Below are 21,695 nucleotides of genomic sequence, written 5' to 3'. Positions count from 1 at the left end.
ATAAAATGACACGCGTACACCTCCCCGGCATCATTGCCATGGCCGCCATTGTGGTTGCCTCCAACATCCTCGTTCAATTCCTGCTCGGAAACTGGCTGACCTGGGGCGCGTTCACCTATCCGCTTGCCTTTCTCGTCAACGATATCATGAACCGGGTTTACGGCGCACAGGCCGCCCGCCGCGTGGTCTTTGTGGGTTTTATCGTCGGTGTCATCTGTTCGCTCATCGGGACCCAGATCATGGGCGAGTTCGGCCCGCTGGTGACATTGCGCATCGCCATCGGATCCGGCATCGCCTTTCTTGTCGCCCAATTGCTCGATGTCGCGATCTTTTCCGCGCTGCGCGACGGCAGGTGGTGGCGCGCGCCGCTGGCCTCCACGCTGATCGGCAGCACGGTCGATACCGCGCTGTTCTTCACCATCGCCTTTTCCGCAAGCCTGAGCTTTGTCGAGCCGGCAAACGACGTGAGTTGGGCTGGTGATATTCTGCCCATTCTTGGCTTTGGTCCGGCAGCCCCCTTGTGGGTGTCGCTGGCGATTGCCGACTGGGGTGTCAAGCTGAGCCTCGCGCTGCTGGCCCTTGTTCCCTTCCGGGTGATCACCGCCCGGCTCGCGCCCGCGCACTAACAAAAAAACGCTTGGATATTTCCGCAACCTGTGCGACGATTCTGCCAACGTCAACAGATAGGTAAAGGAGGTGATCCAGTGTCAAGAACGGTATTGGAGCGAGGTGTCGGAACAGCTTTGGAGGTCGCCTGCTAGGGCAGCCCTTGGCGGGCAGAATTCCAGAGTGGACGGTCGTCTAACCGACCCCACCTCCGTAAACCATTCGATTGGGCCGCGCCGCAAAAGCGCGGCCCTTTTTAATAAAACCCGGCACAGGGAACGGAAGGTGCATCAGATGACCCCTGCTTTGGGTAGCCTGATCCTCTACACGACAAAAATCGACGAGATGATCGCATTCTACGCAATCCATTTCGGGTATAGCGCACACCGATTGAACGGTGACCGCACTATCGAATTGCGTCCCCCCGAAGGCGCGGTGCATTTGTTGCTATATCCGGCGGCCAAAGGCGTGCGACACGGTCAAGCTGCCGTGAAACTGGTTTTTGCCTGCGACGATGTCGAAGGGTTCTGTACCAAGGCTGCCACCCGCGGGCTGCGCTTTGGAAAACGCCACCGGGCGGATGGATATGTCTTTGCCAATGCCAAGGACCCTGCTGGCAATTCCGTCAGCGTGTCGGGACGGTTTGCATAAAACCCATGTTGCGGATCAATGACCAGATAACCCTGGAAGACTGGGAGTTGACCGAAAGCTTCATGCGCGCCTCGGGGCCTGGCGGGCAAAACGTGAACAAGGTCTCCTCTGCCGTCGAGCTGCGGTTTGAGGCAGCCCGCTCGCCCAATCTGCCGGGTCCTGTGAAGGCGCGCCTCAAAAAGCTGGCCGGGCGGCGCTGGACGACCGATGGCGCACTGGTTCTGCAATGCGACGAAACCCGCAGTCAAGCCCGCAACAGAGATATCGTGCGCAACCGGCTGGCCGAGCTGATCACCAAGGCACTGGTCGCACCAAAGCGCCGGATCGCCACAAAGCCCACGTTCGGATCGAAAAAGCGGCGTCTCAAGGCCAAGAAAGTGCGCGGGGAAGTCAAATCCCTGCGCGGCAAGGTGGACCCGGACACCTGAACGGTTCCAAGTTCACAATCGTTACCGGGCCATCGCTGCATTGCGGCACAATGCCATCCGGCCATTGCTGATTGCAGCAGGCGGATTAATGACTATCTGTCGAGAACGGCAGTACGTCACCGGCAGGGTCGCCCTTGTGTCCGCCCGGCCCGCCCGGTAACGCTGATGCCGCACCGGTAGTGCTTTGCCCCCGGTCCAGCGGCACGATAAAGGAGCCTCATGACACATCACGTTTACAAAAATGATCTGCCCGATGGGCTTGATCTGGGGCCGATGATTGCCATCGACTGCGAGACCATGGGCCTGCAGCCTCACCGCGACCGTCTTTGCGTTGTGCAGCTTTCCGGCGGGGACGGCGTGGCCCATCTGGTGCAGATCGCCAAAGGGCAGACCGAAGCCCCCAACCTGTGCAAGCTGCTGGAAGACCCGGAAGTTCTCAAGCTCTTTCACTTCGGACGCTTTGATATTGCCGCGATGCTGAACACCTTTGGCGCGACCGCAGCGCCGGTCTACTGCACAAAGATCGCCAGCCGCCTGGTGCGCACCTATACCGACCGACACGGGTTGGCGAAACTGCTGCAGGAATTGCTGGGCATCGACATTTCCAAACAACAGCAATCCAGCGATTGGGGGGCCGACACACTGACCGAGGCGCAGATTGAATATGCCGCGTCCGACGTGCTCTACCTGCATCAGCTGCGCGAAGTGCTGAACGGGATGCTGGAGCGTGAAGGGCGGATGGAAACGGCGCAGGCCTGTTTCGACTTCCTGCCGATGCGCGCGAAACTGGATCTGATGGGCTGGCCCGACGCGGACATCTTTGCGCACTCATGAGCAAATCCTTCCTCGATACCGCGCGGCGCGTCATCAAGATCGAAACCGACGCCCTGCACCAGCTCGAAAAGAGTCTCGACGAAAGCTTTGACCGGGCGGTGGGACTTATGCTGGCCGCCACCGGGCGCATTATCGTCTGTGGCATGGGCAAATCGGGCCATATCGCCCGCAAGATCGCCGCCACGCTGGCCAGCACCGGAACACCCGCGCATTTCGTGCATCCGGCAGAGGCCAGCCACGGCGATCTGGGCATGATGGGCTCCGGCGATGTGGTCATCGTGCTGTCGAACTCCGGAGAGACGCCGGAGCTTGCCGATGTGATCGCCTACACACGCCGGTTTTCCATCCCGATGATCGGGGTTGCGAGCCGGGCAGGCTCGACGCTCCTGCGCCAGTCCGATGTCGCCCTTGTGCTGCCCCGGGCCGAGGAAGCCTGTGGCACCGGCATCGTCCCGACCTCTTCGACGACGATGACATTGGCCCTTGGCGACGCGCTGGCCGTGGCCCTGATGGAGCACCGCGCCTTCACACCAGAGCACTTCCGCGACTTTCATCCCGGCGGCAACCTCGGGGCGCAGCTCAGCCGCGTGGCCGATCTGATGCACCAGGGCGATGCGATTCCGCTGGTGGTTGAAGACGCGCCAATGTCCGCCGCCCTGTCGGAGATTGGCGCAAAGGGCTTTGGCGTGGTGGCGGTGACGGACGATGCCGGCACCCTGCGCGGCATTATCACCAATGGCGATATCGGTCGCCACATGGACGGCCTCGCGACGTTCAAGGCGCGCGATGTGATGACCCCATCTCCGATCACGATCGCACCGGACGCGCTGGCGGAAAAAGCGGTCGGCATCATGAATGACCGCAAAGTGACATGCCTGTTGGTCGTGGAGCCGAAAAACCCGCAGATCGTTGCGGGCCTGATCCATATCCACGACTGTCTGCGCGTCGGGTTGGGGTAGGCGGAGATGCAGGCGGATCGTTACTCACGCATGGTTACGTGGCTGAAGGTCGCCTTACCACTGATGGCGCTTGGCCTGCTCTCGACCTTGTTTCTGATCTCGCGGGCGGTTGATCCGCCATCGACCATCCCTTTTGCCGACACCGAAGTACAGGAACGCCTGACCAACCAGCAGGTCACCGGACCCTATTTTTCCGGCACATCGGACCGCGGCGATCAGATCGCTTTTGTTGCCGACACGGTAACCAGCCCCGATGGAAAAACAGGCACGAATACGGCCAAAACCGTGGATGTGCAGGTCGACATGCCCAATGGCACGCGGATTACAGTCACGGCGCATCAGGCTGTGATCGATATCGCAAAGGACCATTCGGAACTGACCGGCGATGTCGAAATCATCACGTCTGAAGGATACATCTTGCGGTCAGACCTGCTTGATATCCGCATGTCTGCACTGGATATCACGTCCCCGGATCAGGTGTTCGCGGTCACGCCGGTGGGGGATATCGAGGCGGGTTCCATGCATCTCTTTGCCGCAGAGGGCAGCAATGACGCCCAATTGGTTTTCACAAACGGCGTTAAGCTGTTATATCAACCTGAAAAGTCGGAAGAATAACCCGTGATACGTTTTACCAGATTTCTCTTGCCTGTCTTGCTTGTCGCTTTTGCGACCGGGGTGTCCGCGCAGGGCACACAGGTTGCCTTTGGATCCATTCAGCAAAACAGCGGTCTGCCGGTTGAGGTGACATCCGAAAACCTGTCCGTTGACCAAGCGGCCGGCACCGCGACGTTCACGGAAAACGTCGTGATCGTGCAGGGCGAGATGCGACTGTCGGCAAACCGGGTTCTGGTGGTTTACGACACCGACGCGCGAGACGTGGAGCGGATCGAGGCGACCGGAGATGTGATCTTGATCTCTGGTGAGGATGCGGCAGAATCGGAACGTGCGGATTACAATGTTGATGATGGCACCATCGTGATGACCGGCAATGTCCTGGTGGTCCAGGGCCCCTCGGCGCTGACCTCGGATCGCATGACCGTGCAGTTGGATGCCGGGACAGCGCAGATGTCCGGTCGTGTCCGAACCGTTTTGCAGACCGGCGATCAATAATGGCCCGCCCCAAGTTAACCGTTGCCGAAGGCTCCGCAGGCTTGCGCGTGTCCAATCTGCGCAAGGCCTACAAGAAAAAGATCGTCATTCGCGACTTTTCGATGGAGCTGGACCGCGGCGAGGTCGTGGCGCTGCTGGGCCCCAACGGATCCGGCAAGACAACCACCTTCTACGCAATCGCGGGCCTTGTTACGCCGGAGGGCGGCAGCGTGCGCATCGACGGGCAGGATATCACGACCTTCCCGATGTACCGCCGCGCGCAACTGGGCATTGGCTATCTGCCGCAGGAGATGAGCATTTTTCGCGGCCTCTCCGTGCAGGACAACATCGCCGCCATTCTGGATATCACCGAAGCCGACAGACACAAGCGCCGCGAACGGCTTGAGGAACTGTTGTCGGAATTCTCCATCGAACATCTCAGGCGTGCCCCGGCGCTGGCACTTTCGGGCGGTGAAAGACGCCGGGTCGAGATTGCACGCTGCCTGGCCGCCAACCCCAAATACCTGTTGTTGGATGAACCCTTTGCCGGGGTCGACCCGATCTCTGTCGATGACATCCGGCAGTTGGTCGCGGACCTGAAAAAACGCGGCATTGGCGTTCTCATCACAGACCACAACGTGCGCGAAACCCTTGAGATTGTCGACCGGGCCTACATCCTGCACGAAGGCCGCGTGCTGATGTCCGGCACACCGGATGAAGTGGTTCAAAACGAAAACGTACGCCGCGTCTATCTGGGCGACAACTTCAGAATTTCTTGACCAAAGGGCAGATTTCTGGTGTGCGCTTTTCTACCCATGCGCGATGCTTTTGTTTGACTCTGGGTCCCATTATCGGGCTCAATACTGGTATGGCATCGATCAGTCCCTGTATCTTTGAGTGTCCGGCAGCTCGTCAGAGCCAGAGCGACAGCAATCTGACCAAAAGCCACCTTCCGTAGCCGCCTGAACTTTGCGCCGTGCCCGTGCACGGCGATTTTCTGGCGGTGTCTGAACTAAGAGGAGAGACTATGCGGTACCAAATCAGCGGCAAACAGATCGACATTGGCGAAGCCCTGCAGACCCACGTCAGAGACGAGTTGAACGATACGGTCAAGAAATATGCCGAACGTCCGACAGAAGCCGTCGTGGTCTTTTCCAAATCGGCACATGAGTTTGTCTGTGAGGCGACCGTACATCTGTCCACCGGCCTAACCGCTCAGGCCAAGGCACATCAGACAGAGATTTACGCGGCCTTCGAGGCCTGCCGTGAAAAAATGGAAAAACAGCTCCGACGATACAAGCGCCGGTTGAAAGATCACCACAAAGATCGGTCAGAACCGGTTGAAATCTACGGAGCGTCCTCATATATCCTCGCTTCAGAAGTCGAGTCGGAAGAGCAGGAGCCAGAGACACTTCAACCCATCATCGTCGCCGAAATGGAGACAAAAATCCCTTCGCTCTCTGTGGGTGAAGCGGTCATGCAGATGGAGTTGGCAGGTGCCCCGGTACTGGTATTTCGCAACGAAGGCAAAGAGGGCGTGAACGTGGTCTACCGTCGGGATGACGGGAACATCGGATGGATCGACCCTCAATAGGTAAACGGCACCACGGGTGCCCTTAAGATGCGGACGACATGGATTTTTCTGAACTCCTCAAGCCGGAGGCCATCAAGGTTCTGACCTCGGCCTCCAGCAAGAAACGTCTTATGCAGAACGTCAGTGATCTGGCTGAGCAGGCCTATGGGCTGGACGGGGATGCGGTGCTTGATGCGCTGCTTGCGCGTGAGGCTCTGGGCCCGACGGGGGTTGGTCACGGCATCGCGCTGCCGCATGCAAGACTGGCAGATATTGATCGTGTCCTGGGGGCCTTTGTACTGTTGGACAAGCCGATTGATTTCGGCTCGGTCGACCGCCAACCTGTTGATATCGCTTTCGCTCTTTTCGCCCCCGAAGACGCGGGGGTAGACCACCTCAAGGCACTGGCGCTGGTTTCTCGGACGCTGCGGGATACCACGGTTTGCGCCAAACTGAGGGCCAACCATAACACTGCAACGCTCTACACCATCCTGACCTCGTATGAGTCTGATCAGGCGGCCTAGGGCTTACCGCCAGCGGTCAAAGCCGAAAATCATGTAGTCGCGTTGGTAGGCGGATGCCGTCAGGGCCTCAATCTCATCATCGTAAACCTGGGATAGCTCAAACGGGCTGTCCGGTGGTGCGCCTGGCACCGGCGGTGGCGTTTCATAACCCATTGCGCGTGCCAAACTTGGCAAGACCTCCGGCAACTCTTCTTCCCGAACGATCAGATCCGGCAAAGCGAATCCGGCAAAGCCCTGGATGACTCGCGACTGGCTACACCAAGCAGGATCAATGCGGACGGCGGTCTGATTGTTCAGGTTGGGTTTGAGAAAGCCCAGAAAGCCGGCAAAACCGGCGCGGTGCTGGACCAGATCGTAGCTTTCATCCGGCCCCTGCGGCGGGATGGGCAGATTGTACCGCTTGGCAAGCATGCGCCGGATGGCGGCGTAGACCCGCGGGCCGCTCCCCAGAACATGGCTGCAATAGGCGTGATGGGCACGCACAACAGGGTGCCGGATCACCGTAAAGCTGCGATGTTGTCTCCGCGCGCGCTTCCAGTGACGCAAATCTTTTTGGGACATTCGCGTCGGCAGACAAGCAGCTTCGACCTGATCCAATGCGGCCATCCAGGCTGTGACCTGCGGGGCGGACCCACCCCGGATCGGCAGATAAAGCAAGGGAGCCTGTACGGCTGTCACATAGGACGGCACAGCCACGGCCCGGCAAGGTTCGAAATCGGGCACATGCTCGACATCCACCTCCCGCTGCGCGGCCAAGGCCGCCTCCATCTCGGCACGGTTGGTGACTTTATCCGCAATCGCGGCGGGGTTTTGCACCTTGAGGCGCTGATCGAGCGTTTCAAGGCGGTCGTAGATCCCAAGAAAGGCGGCCACACCATTTATCACATCAACCGACAAAAGATCTTCGTAACTCAGCCGGAACGCGGTCTGACCCGTGACCTGCAGCCGATGGGTCACCTTGCGATGGAACTCTTTGAGACCGCGCAGGTGGTCGGAGAATTCCTGCGCATCGAAAGCGACACGGGCGTCTTTCCGGCCTTTGAGGTCAGTGAGTTTCCATTGCCCGGTCTCGCGCGCGATCTTCAGGCTGATGTAGCTTCCAAGGGGGTCCCGGGTCAGAATGATCTTTGCACAGCGCGGATTATCGAGCACCGCGTCAAGCACACGCGGATCGTGGTCATGGAAATACCGAAAGCCTGCAAGACCAGGATGATCCCTGATCCGGTCAAGCAAAAGCTCAGGCGCCTCGTCGCGGGCCTCTTGCGTGATGCCCAGCAGCGCTTCTTTTTCGGGATAGCCTATCAGATACGGGTTGAATGCCTCTCCATGGCAGGTGATGCCATCAAGCGCATTGAGGTTGGTTTCGAGGAAATTGGAACCTGTCCGCATCTCTGCAAAAACGACAAAGCTGTCAAACCGCGGCGCCATTCCCTAACGCACCAGATAGGGTTTGGAAGTTTTTTGGGCCTGCGGTGGCGCCGTGCCCCGCTCGACCGGGAAATCCCCCATCAGATGAGGGTGCATGCCCTGGTTTTTCAGGTTCTGCAAAAACAGGCCAAAGCCTGTCAGGTCAACCATGCGGGGCACTTCGGACAGGCGGGGCGGCGCGTTCGAGCCGATCTCATCCAGAATTGCTTGCAAAGGCTCCATCGGGGCCTCGATGAACTCCGCCATGGTCCAGATGCGCACCTTTGCCTTGCTCAGCGGTCCGCGCAGCACAGTCAGATGATCGCTTTCGATCTTTTGCAGTTCGGCGGCCTGGCGGCGCAGATCCGCAAAATCAGCGTTTGAACGGAACAGCGGCACCGCCCATGCACCGGTGATGACGGAAATCTGCGCATTGCGGTCCTGACAGATCCGCGCATTGACCGCCTGGTTGTCCGCGGGCCCGAACTGAAAACACTGGCGTTGTCCGCGCGTATTCCAGATCAGGTTGGCCAAAAACGCATCGGGATTGTGGTCACGCAGGACCGCGCTGTCGCTCAATGCACCGTTCATGGCCGTCTGACCTGCTGCGAATTGCGCGCGGTTCGGGGCAAAGAGATGCCCATGCACCCGCGCGCCGGTGGCTTTGGCGAGCCAAGACTCAAAGTTCTCAAAGAGCTCGGCAAAACCCTGGAACATGGAATAGGGGGCTGCCGTCATCCCCTTTTGCCACTCTGCACGGGGAAACCGGCTTTGCATGTAGAGCCCGGTCCGACCGCGCCTGCGCCGCTCAACAGCCTTGACGAAGACCCGGTCGATTTTCCCCGGATTGGGCTCTTGCCGCCGTAAAGCGCCCGCCTCATCGGTCAGGAAGGCCGTGTACAGCTTTTGCGCCTGCGGCCATATCTTGCGGGCGACAAAACAGTCAGAACGGCGCAGCAGTTGCAGATGATCGTCGTAGAAAATGTAAGGTTTCCCCTGAATGTCGAACTTTGAAAGCGTCAGCGACCGGCTTTCGATATTGGTAGAATACTTTCGGGCCAGCGTCTGAAAATAGCTCTCATCAGGGATCCAGACCCGGCGAAAATACCGGTCATAACGCGCGCGGTCAGGATCCTGCAGCAGCGCCGAAAGCGTTTGCCGCGTCAGGCACCACCACTGTGAGCCAATATGCGGGACCAGTCCCGCGGGCACTTTCCGCTTGAACCTCAGGACACGCTGAAGCCTGACATATCTGTCAAAGAGCCGTCGGTGCCTTTTCCATGAGAAAGGAAAGCGCATCGTAAAACGCTCCGCTTGCAGCCCACCGATGGCCCAGGGTACGTCGGAGGTTGTCGCACTTTCGATAAAATCGACATTTGGCCGCGCATCGAGATAGTCGATCAGTTCCTGGACCGGTCTGAGTGGCAGGCATGACCCAGACGCCAGGAAGACATGCCGGACCTTGGGAAAACCGGCCAGCATCTGCTCGGACGCGGCCTGTGTCGCCCCAACGATCCCCCAGGTGCCCCACTCGCATCGATACCTCTTGGAAAAGCAAATGTCCGGCACATCCGACAGGGCGTTGACAAAAGCGTCGTAGGTGGGGGGCGGCACTGCCCTGTCTACATGGATCACGACGGGACAACCCGACGCCGCCCAGTGGCGTGCGACCTCTTCGGCGCGGTCCAGTGCCATGTGTACCAGCATGACCACCCCCACCGTCATGCCCAGTTCCCCTTGGACATCAGGCCGAGAATTTCCAGTTGCCGCCAGTTGATGTATTTCTCAGACCAGTTGCACCAAAGCTGGGTGTCCGCGCCATGGCGTTCCGCATAGGCACGATACTCATAGCTTTCCGCGTAGTGCTGCTTGCGGGTTATCTCCTCTGCGGCTTTGCTCGCAAATGTATCGAGAAACTTGGCGTGCAAAAGCACGCCCGAGGCTTTCTCACCGTTCGATTGGTCATAGACGAGGTTCAGACCGCGCGGCAGCAGCATGTGGGTGGAATTCACATAAGCGTATCGCCTGTCCCACTTCACCAGCGGAATTTTATTGAGCGCGGGGGCGCGTTCAGGCTCCTTGGCGAAAAAAACCCGCGCGCGCGGTCCCCCTTGAATCCACAGGTTCCAGTATTTTGGGTTCCGCTCTATCGTGTAGTTGCCGCCGTCGAACCAGCAGGCAATGTCCATGGGGTTCATCCCCGACTGATACGGCTGATCCTCAAGCCGACCCTTGGGATACATATCCAGCAGCATCGCACTGAACGCCCGGATCGAGCTGCAATCCAGCCATTCGGTCAGGGCATGAAGCGGACGCGTGTCGCAGAACGGGTAGACAAAGAACTCATCCGGGTCGACCACGAGGCACCAGTGACCATGGCCATAGAAACTCTGCAAATGGTTGAGCCAATCAACCCCGTAGCGCGCGTTCTTGTAGCTCGCCCGCGTGTGCCAGACAGAGGTATCGGACTGCGCGGCCAGATACTCCGCAGAGCCATCTGTGCTGTCGTTGTCGACAAACAGAAAATGCGTGACACCAAGATCCCGGTAGTAGTCGAGAAAGAACGGCAGACGGATTTTTTCGTTCCGCTGGGTGGAAAAAAGCAAGATATCGCCCGGTCTGATCTGACCCGTTCGATCAGAGATGACCCGCAGTTGGTGACGTTTGGTCTGGGCTCGATAGCGAAGACGCTTGCGCGCCCACCGCATCCGGTAAGACCCCAGAATACCCAAGCGTCTGTCCTTTTTACCACCGCCAGATAACCGAAGGTGTTAGCACCTCCATTGGCCGACTTCTATGACGTCTGTTTACGCGAGACTTCTTTATATTTTATTGCTCAAAAAGGGGCTTTTCCGCAACAGATTATCGTCAGGAAAGCAGCTCAATCCTGGATCACCGGCTTACCATGCCCCTCGAAACATCAGCCGCAACCGGACAAGCTGTTCCCACCCCTCGTAGGGCTCGGATGTGGCACACCACAGATCGGGGTTTTTTGCCAGGCAGTCGTAGTAGTCATCATAGAGACTGGCATTGGCAAAATGCTCGCCGCGGGCCTTTTCGGATGCCGCGCGGTCAGCGGCGTCCGGCAGGAATTTGGTATGCAGCAGGACCCCTGTCGGCCTGTCGACAGGACTCCCGTCGTAGATACGATTGAGCCGGGGCGGCAGCGCGTTATGAGTTGAATTGACATAGACATAGGCACGATCCCATCGCACCAGCGGTATCTTGTTCAGCGTTGGTGCGCGCCTTGGATCACTGGGGAAAAAATGCCGTGCCCGCACGCCCCCTTGCAACCATAGGTTGCTCATCTTCTGCTGAAGCTGCGCCCAGTACCCATAGGCGTCAAACCAGCCAAGCACCTCTGTCGGATCTTGACCGGGCTGATATTTCTGCGCCGCGACAGGCCCTTTTGGATAGAGGTCGAGCATCAGGGCACCCAGCGCCGGCATCCCATTGGCGTCCAGCCATTCGGTCAGAACATGCAGATTGCGCGCTTCCCAGTCTGGGTAGATCAGCAGTTCGTCCGCATCGACCGTCACACACCAGTGTCCGGACCCGTAGCGCCAGAGCAAACAGGTCAACCAGTCCATCCCGAAGCGTGACGCCTTGTAGCTGTCAGTCGCGCGCCACAAAGACACATCCGACTGCTCGGCCAGGTAAGCATCCGTGCCATCGGTACTGCTGTTCTCGACAATCAGGAAATGACCCACCCCGAGCCGCCGATAATGCGCCAGAAAATACGGCAGACGGTCCATTTCATTCCGCACTGTCGCAAAGAGCAGGACATCTTTGGCCTTGATAGAGCCTGTTTTGCGCGAAAGAGGCTCTAGTTCACGCCGTTTGAGACCCGCCCGCAAAAGCAGCCGCTTGCGGTGCAGGCGCAGCTTGTAGCGCGCAATAGGTCCATGATGCGGATAAGACATCGGCTGTTCTCTGACCTGAGCCACGAAGGCTCCCCGAGGTCTTATCTGTCATAATGCCCGTTTTGATGCCAGCGCCATGCATCCGCGATCATATCCGACAGGGTCGACCGGTGGGGCTGCCAGCCCAGCTCGGTTGCGGCGCGTGTCGATCCGGACACCAGCTTGGTGCAATCGCCTTCGCGCCGCGGACCTTCGGTAAAAGGCACCTCGCGATTGGTCACGGTCCGGCTGTGATCCATCACCTCGCGGACGGAAAACCCCTGCCCCGTGCCCAGGTTGAACACCCGGCTGGCCTTGCCCTCTTCGAGCCATTTGAGCCCCAGCACATGGGCATCCACCAGATCACAAACATGCACGTAATCCCGGATACAGGTCCCGTCCGGCGTCTCATAGTCGGTCCCGTGGATTGTCAGCCCGTCCCGCTTGCCGTCGATGGCATCGAGAAGCACGGGGATCAGGTGCGTCTCCGGCCGGTGGAATTCGCCGACCTCACCTTGCGGATCGGCGCCCGCCACGTTGAAATACCGAAAGATCACATGCCGCAGACCGAAAGCGGCTTCGAAATCCCGCAGGATCTCTTCGATGGCCCGTTTGCTCGCACCATAGGCGTTGATGGGAAGCTGGGCACTCTCTTCGTCGAGAACCACGTTATCCTGTTCGCCGTAGGTCGCACAGGTCGAGGAGAACACGAAATGCGGACAGCCCGCCGCCACCGCCGCCTCGATCAGGGTCAGCGATCCGGTCACGTTGTTGCGCCAGTAGCGTCCTGGGTCCTGCATGCTCTCGCCCACCTGGCTGAGTGCTGCAAAATGCATCACCGCGACCGGTTGATGCGCGGCAAAAACCGCGTCCAGCCGCGCCCTGTCCAGCAGATCACCCTGTTCGAACGGGCCGAACTTGACCGCCTGCTGCCAGCCGGTCACGAGGTTGTCGAAGGTCACGGGGTGATATCCGGCGGCCTTGAGCGCCTTGCAGGCGTGCGAGCCGATGTAGCCCGCACCGCCCGTAACGAGAACTGTCTTCACTCGGCAACCCTTTGCTGAGGTTATTCGGCGGCTTTGCCCATACCCACAATGTCATGCAGATAGGCCGACAGATCGTCGCGCAAATCGTCACGGGCCAGACCGAAGGCCACTGTCGCCTGCAGAAATCCGGACTTTGACCCGCAGTCAAAACGCTGACCCTGGAACCGGTAGCCGTAGACGCCGTGGTCACTGCCGAGCTCTTTCGCGATGGCGTCGGTCAGTTGAATTTCACCGCCCGCGCCGGTCTTCATATCGTTCAGATGATCAAGAACGCTCGGGGCCAGAATGTAGCGGCCGATGACGGCGAGGTTTGAGGGCGCCTCCTCCGCTTTGGGTTTTTCGACCATACCTTTGACGCGGACCATCGACCCCATGTCATTCTCGATATCCAGCACCCCGTAAGACGACGCCTTGTCCGGCGCCACCTCCATCGCGGCAACCATGTTGCCGCCGGTTTCCTCATAGGCTTCGACCATCTGCTGCAGGCAGGGCTTGTCGCCCGCGATCACATCATCCGGCAGAATCACGGCAAAAGGTTCATCCGCGATCAGCCGCCGCGCGCACCAGACCGCATGGCCCAGCCCCAGCGCCTTGTGCTGGCGGATATAGGCAATCGCACCGCTATCCATGTTAGTGTTCTCAAGCACTTCGAGCAGGTCCGTCTTGCCTTTCTGGCGTAAAGACTGCTCAAGCTGCGGCGCGTGGTCAAAGTAGTCTTCCAACGCCCCTTTGCCGCGCGACGTGACGAAAATGAACTCTTTGATCCCTGCTGCACGCGCCTCGTCGATGGCGTATTGGATCAAGGGACGATCCACGAGTGTCATGATTTCCTTTGGAACTGACTTGGTTGCCGGTAAAAACCGTGTGCCCATGCCAGCGACAGGAAAGATCGCTTTTGTAACCTTGCGTGTCATTAAACCGCCCTCATATTTCAATTACGTACAAACGACGCGATTTCTGTTTCGGTTCCATCGACTCACCGTTCCCACGGTTTTGCATCGCGCGGGAATAAAGCGATTGTCGAGCACAATTAAAGCGTTTGTATGAAACAATACTGCTTATGTTTCAGAAAATAGATCATATGGTAAACTTTTACCATAGAACGTCACAACCATCGGTGGAATTTCGCTCTGGAATCAGTCGAGCGCCATTTCAATCATCATCTTTTCAATTTTGGGCACATCTTCGGGATTGTTGAGCTCCCAGAACTGGCGCCCCCTGGCCTCCACTTCGACACAGAGAACGGAACGTCCGTTTTCCATGAAACGCAGCTGTTCGAGCCCCTCCAGCTGTTCGAGCGGGCCAATCGGCCAGTCCGGATAGGCGGCCAGCGCCGCGGGGCGACAGGCATATATGCCCACATGGTGGAATACGGGTGTTTCAACCTCGGCCCCATAAGTCTGTGACGTAAACGGTATCACTTGCTTTGAAAAATAGAGCGCGTGATTGTGCCGATCAAAGACTGCCGTGGTGCCGCCGACGCGACCCGCCTTGCGGTCCTCCAGAAAGCCGTTCAGCGTCGCACCATCGCAGCGCAACACAGGGGTCGCAATCTCTGCCTGCGGCGCGGCACGCAGCCCGGCGACCAGATCCTCGATGAACCACGCCGGCGTGAGGGGCGCATCCCCCTGCAGGTTCACGACAATATCAAAACCGCCGCCCAGAAGCGCATGCGCCTGGGCGCAACGCTCCGTGCCGTTAACGCAGTCCGGTGATGTCATCACCACCTCCGCTCCGAAAGCTTCGGCGGCTTGTTTTATGCGGGTATCATCGGTCGCGACGATGACCCGATCTATGCCCGCCACCGAGAGTGCCGCTCGCCAGCTGCGCTCGATCAGGCTGCGGGTCTCGCCAGAGGCACCGCGCAACCCGGCCAGGGGTTTGCCCGGATACCGGCTGGACGCAAAACGCGCCGGGATCGCAATCAGAACGGACATCAGCTTTCCTGAAGGTAGACGCCCGGCGCATAGGCGATGAAAAACGGATTGGCATAGTCAGCCTTGCCATAGGTCAGCGGGCTGAGGTCATCAAACCGCACCACATCACCGCCCGCGCCCTTGAGCACCGCATGACCTGCGGCGGTGTCCCACTCCATCGTGCGGCCCAGCCGTGGGTAGAGATCCGCCTCGCCCGTGGCCACCAGACAGAATTTCAACGAACTGCCGGCGCTTTTCATATCGCGGACGTTGTAGAGGTTGATGTAGTCATCCGTCGCCTGATCGCGGTGCGATTTGGAGGCCACAACCATCAAAGCGCTGTTATCCGGGTTAGAGACAGAGATCGGCGTCACCGGCCCGATCTGATCCGGTGACAGTGCGCCCGTCTCCTCGACCGACTGGCCGGTCTCATCGGTAAAAAACATCCTGCCGCGCGCAGGCGCGTAGACAACACCACGGGTGGGGGTGCCGTCTTCGACAAGGGCGATGTTTACCGTGAAATCGCCCCGGCGCTGAATGAACTCCTTGGTGCCATCCAGCGGGTCGACAATCAGAAAGGTACTGCCGGAGGTCTGATGTGTGGCGGCCTGCTCTTCGGTCACGAGCATGATGTCCGGAAACGCCGCCCGAAGCCCCGCTGAAATGATCGCATCCGCCGCTTCATCGGCAGCCGTCACCGGGCTGTCATCGGATTTGACTTTGACGTCAAAATCATCCGCGGCGTAAATCTCCATGATTTTTGCGCCTGCCTGAAGGGAGAGCTTGCGCATCTCTGCTGTCAGGTGTTTGTAATTAAACATTATATCAGCCTGTGCCACGTTTATTGATTATGCCATCGTTGCCCCTTATGGTGCCTGCGTAACGGAACAGCAAGAATTCCATGCAAAAGTGACCACGATCTCAGGGCGCGGCAGTCATGTTTCAGGCAACACGCATACGACAAGGCAGGGTCAGCTCAGCGCTGACCATCTTTGTGCTGATCTACCATTCCGTGGTGCGATCCGTGCGCAAGACCCACAACAACGCGTTTCTGGCCATCGGGATCAACCTGCTGCAGGCGGTGATCTTTGTGGCTGCCTTCTACATCATGTTTTCGCTTCTCGGCCTGCGCGGCGCGGCGATCCGGGGTGACTTCCTGCTCTATATCATGTCAGGCATTTTCATCTTTCTGACCCACACCAAGGCACTGGGTGCCGTGGTTGGATCAGAGGGACCCGCCAGCCCGATGATGCAACACGCGCCAATGAATACGGTCATCGCAATCGCCTCGGCTGCGGTTGGGGCGCTTTACATACAGGTGCTCTCGCTCGCGATTATCCTGTTTGTCTACCATGTCGCCTTTCAGCCCATCGTGATCGAAGAACCCTTTGCCGCCTTTGGCATGCTGCTGCTGTCGTGGTTCGGCGGGGTCGCCTTGGGGGTGGTTTTGCTGGCAGTCAAACCCTGGTTTCCACAGTTCGTCAGCATTTTCACGACGATCTATCAGCGCGCCAACATGATCGCCTCCGGCAAGATGTTCGTTGCAAACACGCTGCCGAGCTTCATGCTGGCGATGTTTGACTGGAATCCGCTGTTTCACTGTATCGATCAGGCCCGCGGGTTTATCTTTATCAACTACAATCCGCGCTATACCGACTGGCATTATGCGGTTTGGGTCGGTCTTGTTCTGTTGATGCTGGGTCTCATGGGGGAATTCTACACCCGGCGTCATGCGTCAATCAGCTGGGGTGCCAGACGCTAGGTGCGTGCGGCTGAACGCCCCCTTCGCCACCAGGCAGAGACATGTCGCAACAAATGAAGATCATTGGACATTGCAGGTTTTCTTGGTTCGGCATTTCTGACACCGGTCGGGCGATCTCGGACATTGAAGCGGCACAAAGCATTCTTTGGCATCCGCACCGCATGGCCATCCGGTTCCACCTGTTTGAAAAGGTGATGCTGCCCGCGATGCAGGCGCAGACCGATCCGGATTTCGAGCTTGTGATACTGATCTCCGACGAACTGCCTCAAACCTATCGCGACAGGCTGGAGCGGCGGATCGCAGGCACTGCAAACATGCGCATCCTCAGCACGACCGAACGGGATATCGGGCGCGCCCTGCGGCCCACGCTTCGGGCGTCGATTGAGGATTCAGAAAAGGCCGTCCATTTCAGGATCGACGATGATGATGCTCTGGCCAGCGACTACATCGGCCGCCTCAGGCACCTGACAAAAAGCGGCAACCCGGATGCAGGCACCGCGATTTCCTTTCCGAAAGGGGTGCTGGCTTTCTTTCATGACGGCGTGCCCAAACATGCGGAATACTTCAAATCCTATGTCGCTGCGGGCTTGGCTTTTGTCGTGGGCGAAAGCTATGTCCGCAACCCTTTTCAGGTCCAGCACAGACAGGTCGGCAAACGTCAGCCAAGCTTTGTCGACCCTACTTTTCATGCCTTTCAGGTCACCTTGCATGCCGTGAACAACACCAAGGGCTATGACACCATCGTGCATGATATCGGCGTTACAAGTCCGGGTGTTGCGCGGGTCTTGCGCAACAATCCCGCATTGGCCGCAGGACAGATCGTCGCACCGGACGTTGACGCAGCGATCGGCCGGGCTTTTGCCCATAGCACCGGGTCGGAACTGAGGGCGCATCTTGCAGCAACGCGTGATCCGGTGGCCTTGGCCGATGCCTACGGATTCATCTGACCGACAGCAGACGTTTGGCCAAAAGCGCAAGGGCTCATGTCACCACCCTCAAGGTGAGATTAAGGCGTCCACCGTTTTCCAAAAGAGAGCAAGAGCCGAACCTGATCCGGTCCACGCCATGATGGGCCAGACGTGCATCCCCTCCCATCACCACCACATCCCCCGAATGCAGCCAGACCGATTGCGTTTTACCCCCGCGCATAGCCCCTCCCATCCGGAACAGGCCATCATCCCCCAGCGAGATCGACAGCACCGGCCAGTCATAACTGGCCTCGTCCCGATCCTGATGCAGGCTCATGCGGGCGCCTTCGCCGTAGAAATTGACCAGGCAGCACTCGGGGTGACGGTCGACCCCGCTCAAGGCGCGCCAAACCGCCAGCACAGGCTCCGGTATCGCAGGCCAAGGCGTTCCCCGTGGATGTTTGGAGGCATAACGGTAGCCCTGCCGGTCGGTGATCCAGCCGTATTGACCCGCAGCGGTCATCTGCACCGACATCGGCTGGCCGCGCGGCGTGACAGGCCGCACCAGCGGCGCATCGCGCACCACATCGCGCACAGCGGTCACCAATCGGTCCTGAGCACCCGAATCGAGGTATCCTTTGTAGATTTCAAAGCCCGCAACGCTCAAATGCGCCATTCAAACCATCCTATCGCGACCATATCAAAAATTACTTGCAGATTCCGTGTGCATAAAGAAGTGAAAGGTTGCAGCACCCCGGCCCCCTCCCTATATACGCTCCGAACCGCATGGGGCGTGATGCTTCATGTGTCACAAATCGGGGTACCGGCGCCATAACGGGCCCACGCTCCGTGTCATCGCCTTGAGATAAAAAGGGATCAGAACATGTCAAAAGTTATTGGTATCGACCTCGGCACCACCAACAGCTGCGTTGCAATCATGGACGGCTCGCAGCCTCGCGTCATCGAAAACTCCGAAGGCGCACGCACCACACCTTCCATTGTTGCCTTCACGGACACAGAGCGGCTGGTAGGTCAGCCCGCGAAACGTCAGGCGGTGACAAACCCCGACAACACGATCTTCGGGGTCAAGCGCCTGATTGGCCGTCGCAATGACGATGCCGATCTTGCCAAAGACAAAAAGAACCTCCCCTTCGCCGTGATCGACGGCGGCAATGGCGACGCCTGGGTCGAAGCCAAGGGTGAGAAGTATTCCCCAAGCCAGATTTCCGCCTTCATCCTCGGCAAGATGAAAGAGACCGCCGAGAGCTATCTGGGCGAGGAGGTGACCCAGGCGGTCATCACCGTGCCGGCCTATTTCAACGACGCCCAGCGTCAGGCCACCAAGGACGCCGGCAAGATTGCGGGTCTCGAAGTGCTGCGGATCATCAACGAGCCGACAGCGGCGGCGCTGGCCTACGGCCTCGACAAGGAACAAACCCAAACCATCGCGGTCTATGACCTTGGCGGCGGCACCTTTGACGTGACCATCCTTGAGATTGACGACGGCCTGTTTGAGGTGAAATCCACCAACGGGGATACTTTCCTGGGCGGTGAAGACTTCGACATGCGCATCGTCAACTACCTCGCGGATGAGTTCAAGAAAGAGCATTCGGTTGATCTGACACAGGATAAAATGGCCCTGCAGCGCCTGAAAGAGGCCGCAGAGAAAGCCAAGATCGAACTGTCGTCGTCTTCCCAGACAGAGATCAACCAGCCGTTCATCTCCATGGGCGCCAACGGTCAGCCGTTGCACATGGTCATGAAGCTCACCCGCTCCAAACTGGAATCGCTGGTGAGTGATCTCATCAAATCCTCGATGAAGCCCTGCCAGGCGGCGCTGAAAGACGCGGGCCTCTCTGCCTCCGACATCGACGAGGTCGTGCTGGTCGGCGGGATGACCCGCATGCCGAAAGTGGTCGAGGAAGTCACAAAGTTCTTTGGCAAGGAGCCGCACAAGGGTGTGAACCCCGATGAGGTTGTCGCCATGGGCGCCGCCATTCAGGCCGGCGTTCTGCAAGGGGACGTCAAGGACGTTGTGCTGCTCGACGTGACACCGCTGTCTCTGGGGATCGAAACCCTGGGGGGCGTGTTCACCCGTCTCATTGACCGCAACACCACGATCCCGACCAAGAAGTCCCAGATCTTCTCCACCGCCGAAGACAACCAGAACGCTGTGACAATCCGCGTCTTCCAGGGGGAGCGCGAGATGGCATCGGACAACAAGATCCTCGGGGCCTTCAACCTTGAAAACATCCCGCCCGCGCCCCGCGGCATGCCGCAGATCGAGGTGACCTTTGACATCGACGCCAACGGCATCGTGTCTGTGGGCGCGCTTGATAAGGGCACGATGAAAGAGCAGAAGATCACGATCCAGGCCTCCGGGGGTCTGTCGGATGAAGACATCGAAAAGATGGTCAAGGATGCCGAAGAGAATGCGGAAGCCGACAAGGCCCGCCGCGAACTCATCGAGGCGAAAAACCAGGCGGAAAGCCTGATCCACTCGACCGAAAAATCGATGGAAGAGCATTCTGACAAGGTTGATCCAACCACGATCGAAGCGATTGAGCTGGCCATCGCCGCGCTCAAGGACGAGCTGGAAACCGAGAACGTGGACAAGATCAAATCCGGTATCCAGAACGTCACAGAGGCTGCCATGAAACTGGGTGAGGCGATCTACAAGGCCGCTCAGGAAGATGGTGAAGATGTCGCGGAAGCTGCTGATGCGCCACACGGTGAGGACGACATCGTCGATGCCGAGTTCGAAGATCTCGACGACGATAAACGCGCCTGATCGGCAGTGCGTAACCCGGAACCACTGACCAGGCCGACCTCCGGGTCGGCCTCTCACGTTCCAGTGAGGGGATAATTCATGGCAAAACGTGACTATTACGACGTGCTTGGCGTCGCCAAAGGGGCCTCGGCCGATGAGATCAAAAAAGGCTACCGCACCAAGGCAAAAGAACTGCATCCGGACCGCAACAAGGATAACCCCGACGCGGAATCCAAATTCAAAGAGGCCAATGAGGCCTACGAAGTCCTAAAGGACGCCGACAAGAAAGCAGCTTATGATCGCTACGGACACGCCGCTTTCGAAGGCGGCATGGGCGGCGGCGGTGGACGACCGGGCGGCGGCTTCGGTGGCGGACAGGGCGATTTCTCATCCGCCTTCTCCGACGTTTTCGACGATCTGTTCGGCAACTTTGCAGGCGGTGGCCAGCGCGGCGGCGGCAACCGGGCGTCCCGCGGCTCTGATTTGCGCTACAACCTGCGCATCAGCCTCGAGGATGCATATGGCGGTCTGCAGAAAACCATCAACGTCCCCACATCGATCAGCTGCGAGAGCTGCAGCGGCTCCGGCGCTGAGGGGGGGTCGGAACCTGCCTCTTGCCCCACCTGCTCCGGCATGGGGAAAGTCAGGGCCCAGCAAGGCTTTTTCACGGTGGAACGCACCTGCCCGACCTGCTCAGGGCTGGGCCAGATCATCAAGAACCCCTGCAAGACCTGTCAGGGTGCCGGACGGGTGGAAAAGGATCGCGCCCTGGCCGTGAATATCCCCGCAGGGGTCGAGACGGGGACCCGGATCAGGCTTGCCGGTGAGGGCGAAGCAGGGATGCGCGGCGGACCATCGGGCGATCTTTATATCTTTATCGAAGTGTCCGAGCACGAGCTTTTCCAGCGCGACGGTGCCAACCTCTTTTGCCGCGTTCCGGTGTCGATGGCCAAGGCCGCACTCGGCGGATCGATCGAGGTGCCGACCATAGATGGCGGGCGCGGTCGGGTGCAAATCCCATCCGGCAGCCAATCCGGTCGCCAGATGCGCCTGCGCGGCAAAGGCATGCCTGCGCTGCGCGGATCGGGATCGGGCGATATGTTTATCGAACTGGCCGTCGAGACGCCGGTGAACCTCACCGCACGCCAGAAAGAGCTCTTGGCCGAATTCGATGACCTGTCAGAGAACAACAACCCGGAGTCCTCCAGCTTCTTTTCATCCGTGAAAAGCTTCTGGGACGGGATGAAGGGCTGATCGCTTTGGCTCTGTGACCGCTCGACAGACGAGAACAACAACTGAAAAGGGGGCCAGACGGCTGCC

The 21,695-nt window shown here is 58.9% G+C and carries 23 protein-coding genes; 14 read left to right on the top strand and 9 right to left on the bottom strand.

The annotated features are described in order from the left end of the window. The first annotated feature begins 5 nt into the window (after positions 1–5). The 10 genes from H7847_RS09510 (at position 6) to H7847_RS09465 (ending at position 6,664) form a co-directional block, all read left to right on the top strand. Positions 6–626: a queuosine precursor transporter gene (locus H7847_RS09510; RefSeq protein WP_227269242.1), complete on the top strand. Its 621-nt coding sequence runs from the start codon at positions 6–8 to the stop codon at positions 624–626. Positions 627–900: 274 nt separating this feature from the next. After that, positions 901–1,257 carry a VOC family protein gene (locus H7847_RS09505; RefSeq protein ID WP_227269241.1) on the top strand — a complete coding sequence of 119 codons (357 nt, stop codon included), beginning with the start codon at positions 901–903 and terminating at the stop codon, positions 1,255–1,257. A gap of 5 nt (positions 1,258–1,262) precedes the next feature. Then, a complete protein-coding gene (arfB, locus tag H7847_RS09500) occupies positions 1,263–1,685 on the top strand; it encodes an alternative ribosome rescue aminoacyl-tRNA hydrolase ArfB (RefSeq protein ID WP_227269240.1) in 423 nt (140 codons plus the stop codon). Positions 1,686–1,904: 219 nt separating this feature from the next. Beyond that, positions 1,905–2,519, top strand: coding sequence for a ribonuclease D (locus H7847_RS09495; protein WP_227269239.1), 615 nt, complete (start codon positions 1,905–1,907; stop codon positions 2,517–2,519). Further along, complete coding sequence (locus tag H7847_RS09490) at positions 2,516–3,478, top strand: KpsF/GutQ family sugar-phosphate isomerase (RefSeq protein ID WP_227269238.1); 963 nt, start codon at positions 2,516–2,518, stop codon at positions 3,476–3,478. The genes H7847_RS09495 and H7847_RS09490 overlap by 4 nt, the downstream gene beginning before the upstream one ends. A gap of 30 nt (positions 3,479–3,508) precedes the next feature. Continuing rightward, positions 3,509–4,093, top strand: coding sequence for an LPS export ABC transporter periplasmic protein LptC (lptC, locus tag H7847_RS09485; protein ID WP_227269237.1), 585 nt, complete (start codon positions 3,509–3,511; stop codon positions 4,091–4,093). 3 nt (positions 4,094–4,096) lie between these two features. Next, positions 4,097–4,588 carry a lipopolysaccharide transport periplasmic protein LptA gene (gene lptA / locus H7847_RS09480; RefSeq protein ID WP_406675980.1) on the top strand — a complete coding sequence of 164 codons (492 nt, stop codon included), beginning with the start codon at positions 4,097–4,099 and terminating at the stop codon, positions 4,586–4,588. Further along, positions 4,588–5,346, top strand: a complete 759-nt coding sequence (gene lptB, locus H7847_RS09475) for an LPS export ABC transporter ATP-binding protein (protein ID WP_227269236.1) — start codon at positions 4,588–4,590, stop codon at positions 5,344–5,346. The genes lptA and lptB overlap by 1 nt, the downstream gene beginning before the upstream one ends. 248 nt (positions 5,347–5,594) lie before the next feature. After that, positions 5,595–6,161, top strand: a complete 567-nt coding sequence (gene hpf, locus H7847_RS09470; protein ID WP_227269235.1) for a ribosome hibernation-promoting factor, HPF/YfiA family — start codon at positions 5,595–5,597, stop codon at positions 6,159–6,161. Positions 6,162–6,199: 38 nt separating this feature from the next. Next, the gene (locus tag H7847_RS09465) at positions 6,200–6,664 is read left to right on the top strand and encodes a PTS sugar transporter subunit IIA (protein ID WP_227269234.1); all 465 of its coding nucleotides are present in this window, start codon (positions 6,200–6,202) and stop codon (positions 6,662–6,664) included. Between the two features lie 3 nt (positions 6,665–6,667). Here H7847_RS09465 and H7847_RS09460 read toward each other — a convergent pair whose 3' ends face one another. From H7847_RS09460 to cysQ, 8 genes are all read right to left on the bottom strand, one after another. After that, a complete protein-coding gene (locus tag H7847_RS09460) occupies positions 6,668–8,092 on the bottom strand; it encodes a nodulation protein NodH (protein ID WP_227269233.1) in 1,425 nt (474 codons plus the stop codon). A gap of 3 nt (positions 8,093–8,095) precedes the next feature. Continuing rightward, positions 8,096–9,796 carry a beta-1,6-N-acetylglucosaminyltransferase gene (locus H7847_RS09455; RefSeq protein WP_227269232.1) on the bottom strand — a complete coding sequence of 567 codons (1,701 nt, stop codon included), beginning with the start codon at positions 9,794–9,796 and terminating at the stop codon, positions 8,096–8,098. Further along, a complete protein-coding gene (locus H7847_RS09450; protein WP_227269267.1) occupies positions 9,793–10,779 on the bottom strand; it encodes a glycosyltransferase family 2 protein in 987 nt (328 codons plus the stop codon). Before H7847_RS09450 ends, H7847_RS09455 begins: the two co-directional genes overlap by 4 nt. 192 nt (positions 10,780–10,971) lie before the next feature. Continuing rightward, positions 10,972–11,994 (bottom strand): glycosyltransferase family 2 protein, encoded by a 1,023-nt coding sequence (locus H7847_RS09445; protein ID WP_227269231.1) that lies wholly within the window; start codon positions 11,992–11,994, stop codon positions 10,972–10,974. 41 nt (positions 11,995–12,035) lie between these two features. Next, a complete protein-coding gene (gene galE / locus H7847_RS09440) occupies positions 12,036–13,019 on the bottom strand; it encodes a UDP-glucose 4-epimerase GalE (RefSeq protein WP_227269230.1) in 984 nt (327 codons plus the stop codon). Between the two features lie 20 nt (positions 13,020–13,039). Then, entirely contained in the window at positions 13,040–13,933 is an 894-nt protein-coding gene (galU, locus tag H7847_RS09435) for a UTP--glucose-1-phosphate uridylyltransferase GalU (protein ID WP_227269229.1), read from the bottom strand. 222 nt (positions 13,934–14,155) lie between these two features. After that, complete coding sequence (locus tag H7847_RS09430; protein WP_227269228.1) at positions 14,156–14,956, bottom strand: 3-deoxy-manno-octulosonate cytidylyltransferase; 801 nt, start codon at positions 14,954–14,956, stop codon at positions 14,156–14,158. Beyond that, positions 14,956–15,756: a 3'(2'),5'-bisphosphate nucleotidase CysQ gene (gene cysQ, locus H7847_RS09425; RefSeq protein WP_227269227.1), complete on the bottom strand. Its 801-nt coding sequence runs from the start codon at positions 15,754–15,756 to the stop codon at positions 14,956–14,958. The genes H7847_RS09430 and cysQ overlap by 1 nt, the downstream gene beginning before the upstream one ends. 116 nt (positions 15,757–15,872) lie before the next feature. On the opposite strand from cysQ, the gene H7847_RS09420 reads away from it, so the two are divergent. Beyond that, complete coding sequence (locus H7847_RS09420) at positions 15,873–16,697, top strand: ABC transporter permease (RefSeq protein ID WP_227269226.1); 825 nt, start codon at positions 15,873–15,875, stop codon at positions 16,695–16,697. Between the two features lie 41 nt (positions 16,698–16,738). Then, positions 16,739–17,644 (top strand): glycosyltransferase, encoded by a 906-nt coding sequence (locus tag H7847_RS09415; RefSeq protein WP_227269225.1) that lies wholly within the window; start codon positions 16,739–16,741, stop codon positions 17,642–17,644. 34 nt (positions 17,645–17,678) lie between these two features. Here the strand turns inward: H7847_RS09415 and H7847_RS09410 are convergent, their stop codons facing one another. Then, complete coding sequence (locus H7847_RS09410) at positions 17,679–18,281, bottom strand: alpha-ketoglutarate-dependent dioxygenase AlkB family protein (RefSeq protein WP_227269224.1); 603 nt, start codon at positions 18,279–18,281, stop codon at positions 17,679–17,681. 207 nt (positions 18,282–18,488) lie between these two features. Between H7847_RS09410 and dnaK the strand changes: the two genes are divergently transcribed. Next, entirely contained in the window at positions 18,489–20,396 is a 1,908-nt protein-coding gene (dnaK, locus tag H7847_RS09405) for a molecular chaperone DnaK (RefSeq protein WP_227269223.1), read from the top strand. 78 nt (positions 20,397–20,474) lie between these two features. Further along, entirely contained in the window at positions 20,475–21,629 is a 1,155-nt protein-coding gene (dnaJ, locus tag H7847_RS09400; protein ID WP_227269222.1) for a molecular chaperone DnaJ, read from the top strand. Positions 21,630–21,695 lie beyond the last annotated feature (66 nt).

The sequence above is a fragment of the Roseobacter weihaiensis genome (genome assembly GCF_020622345.1).
GTDB lineage: Bacteria > Pseudomonadota > Alphaproteobacteria > Rhodobacterales > Rhodobacteraceae > Roseobacter > Roseobacter weihaiensis.
Note: the sequence above shows the minus strand (reverse complement) of the source record. Positions and strands in the feature narration are given on the sequence as shown.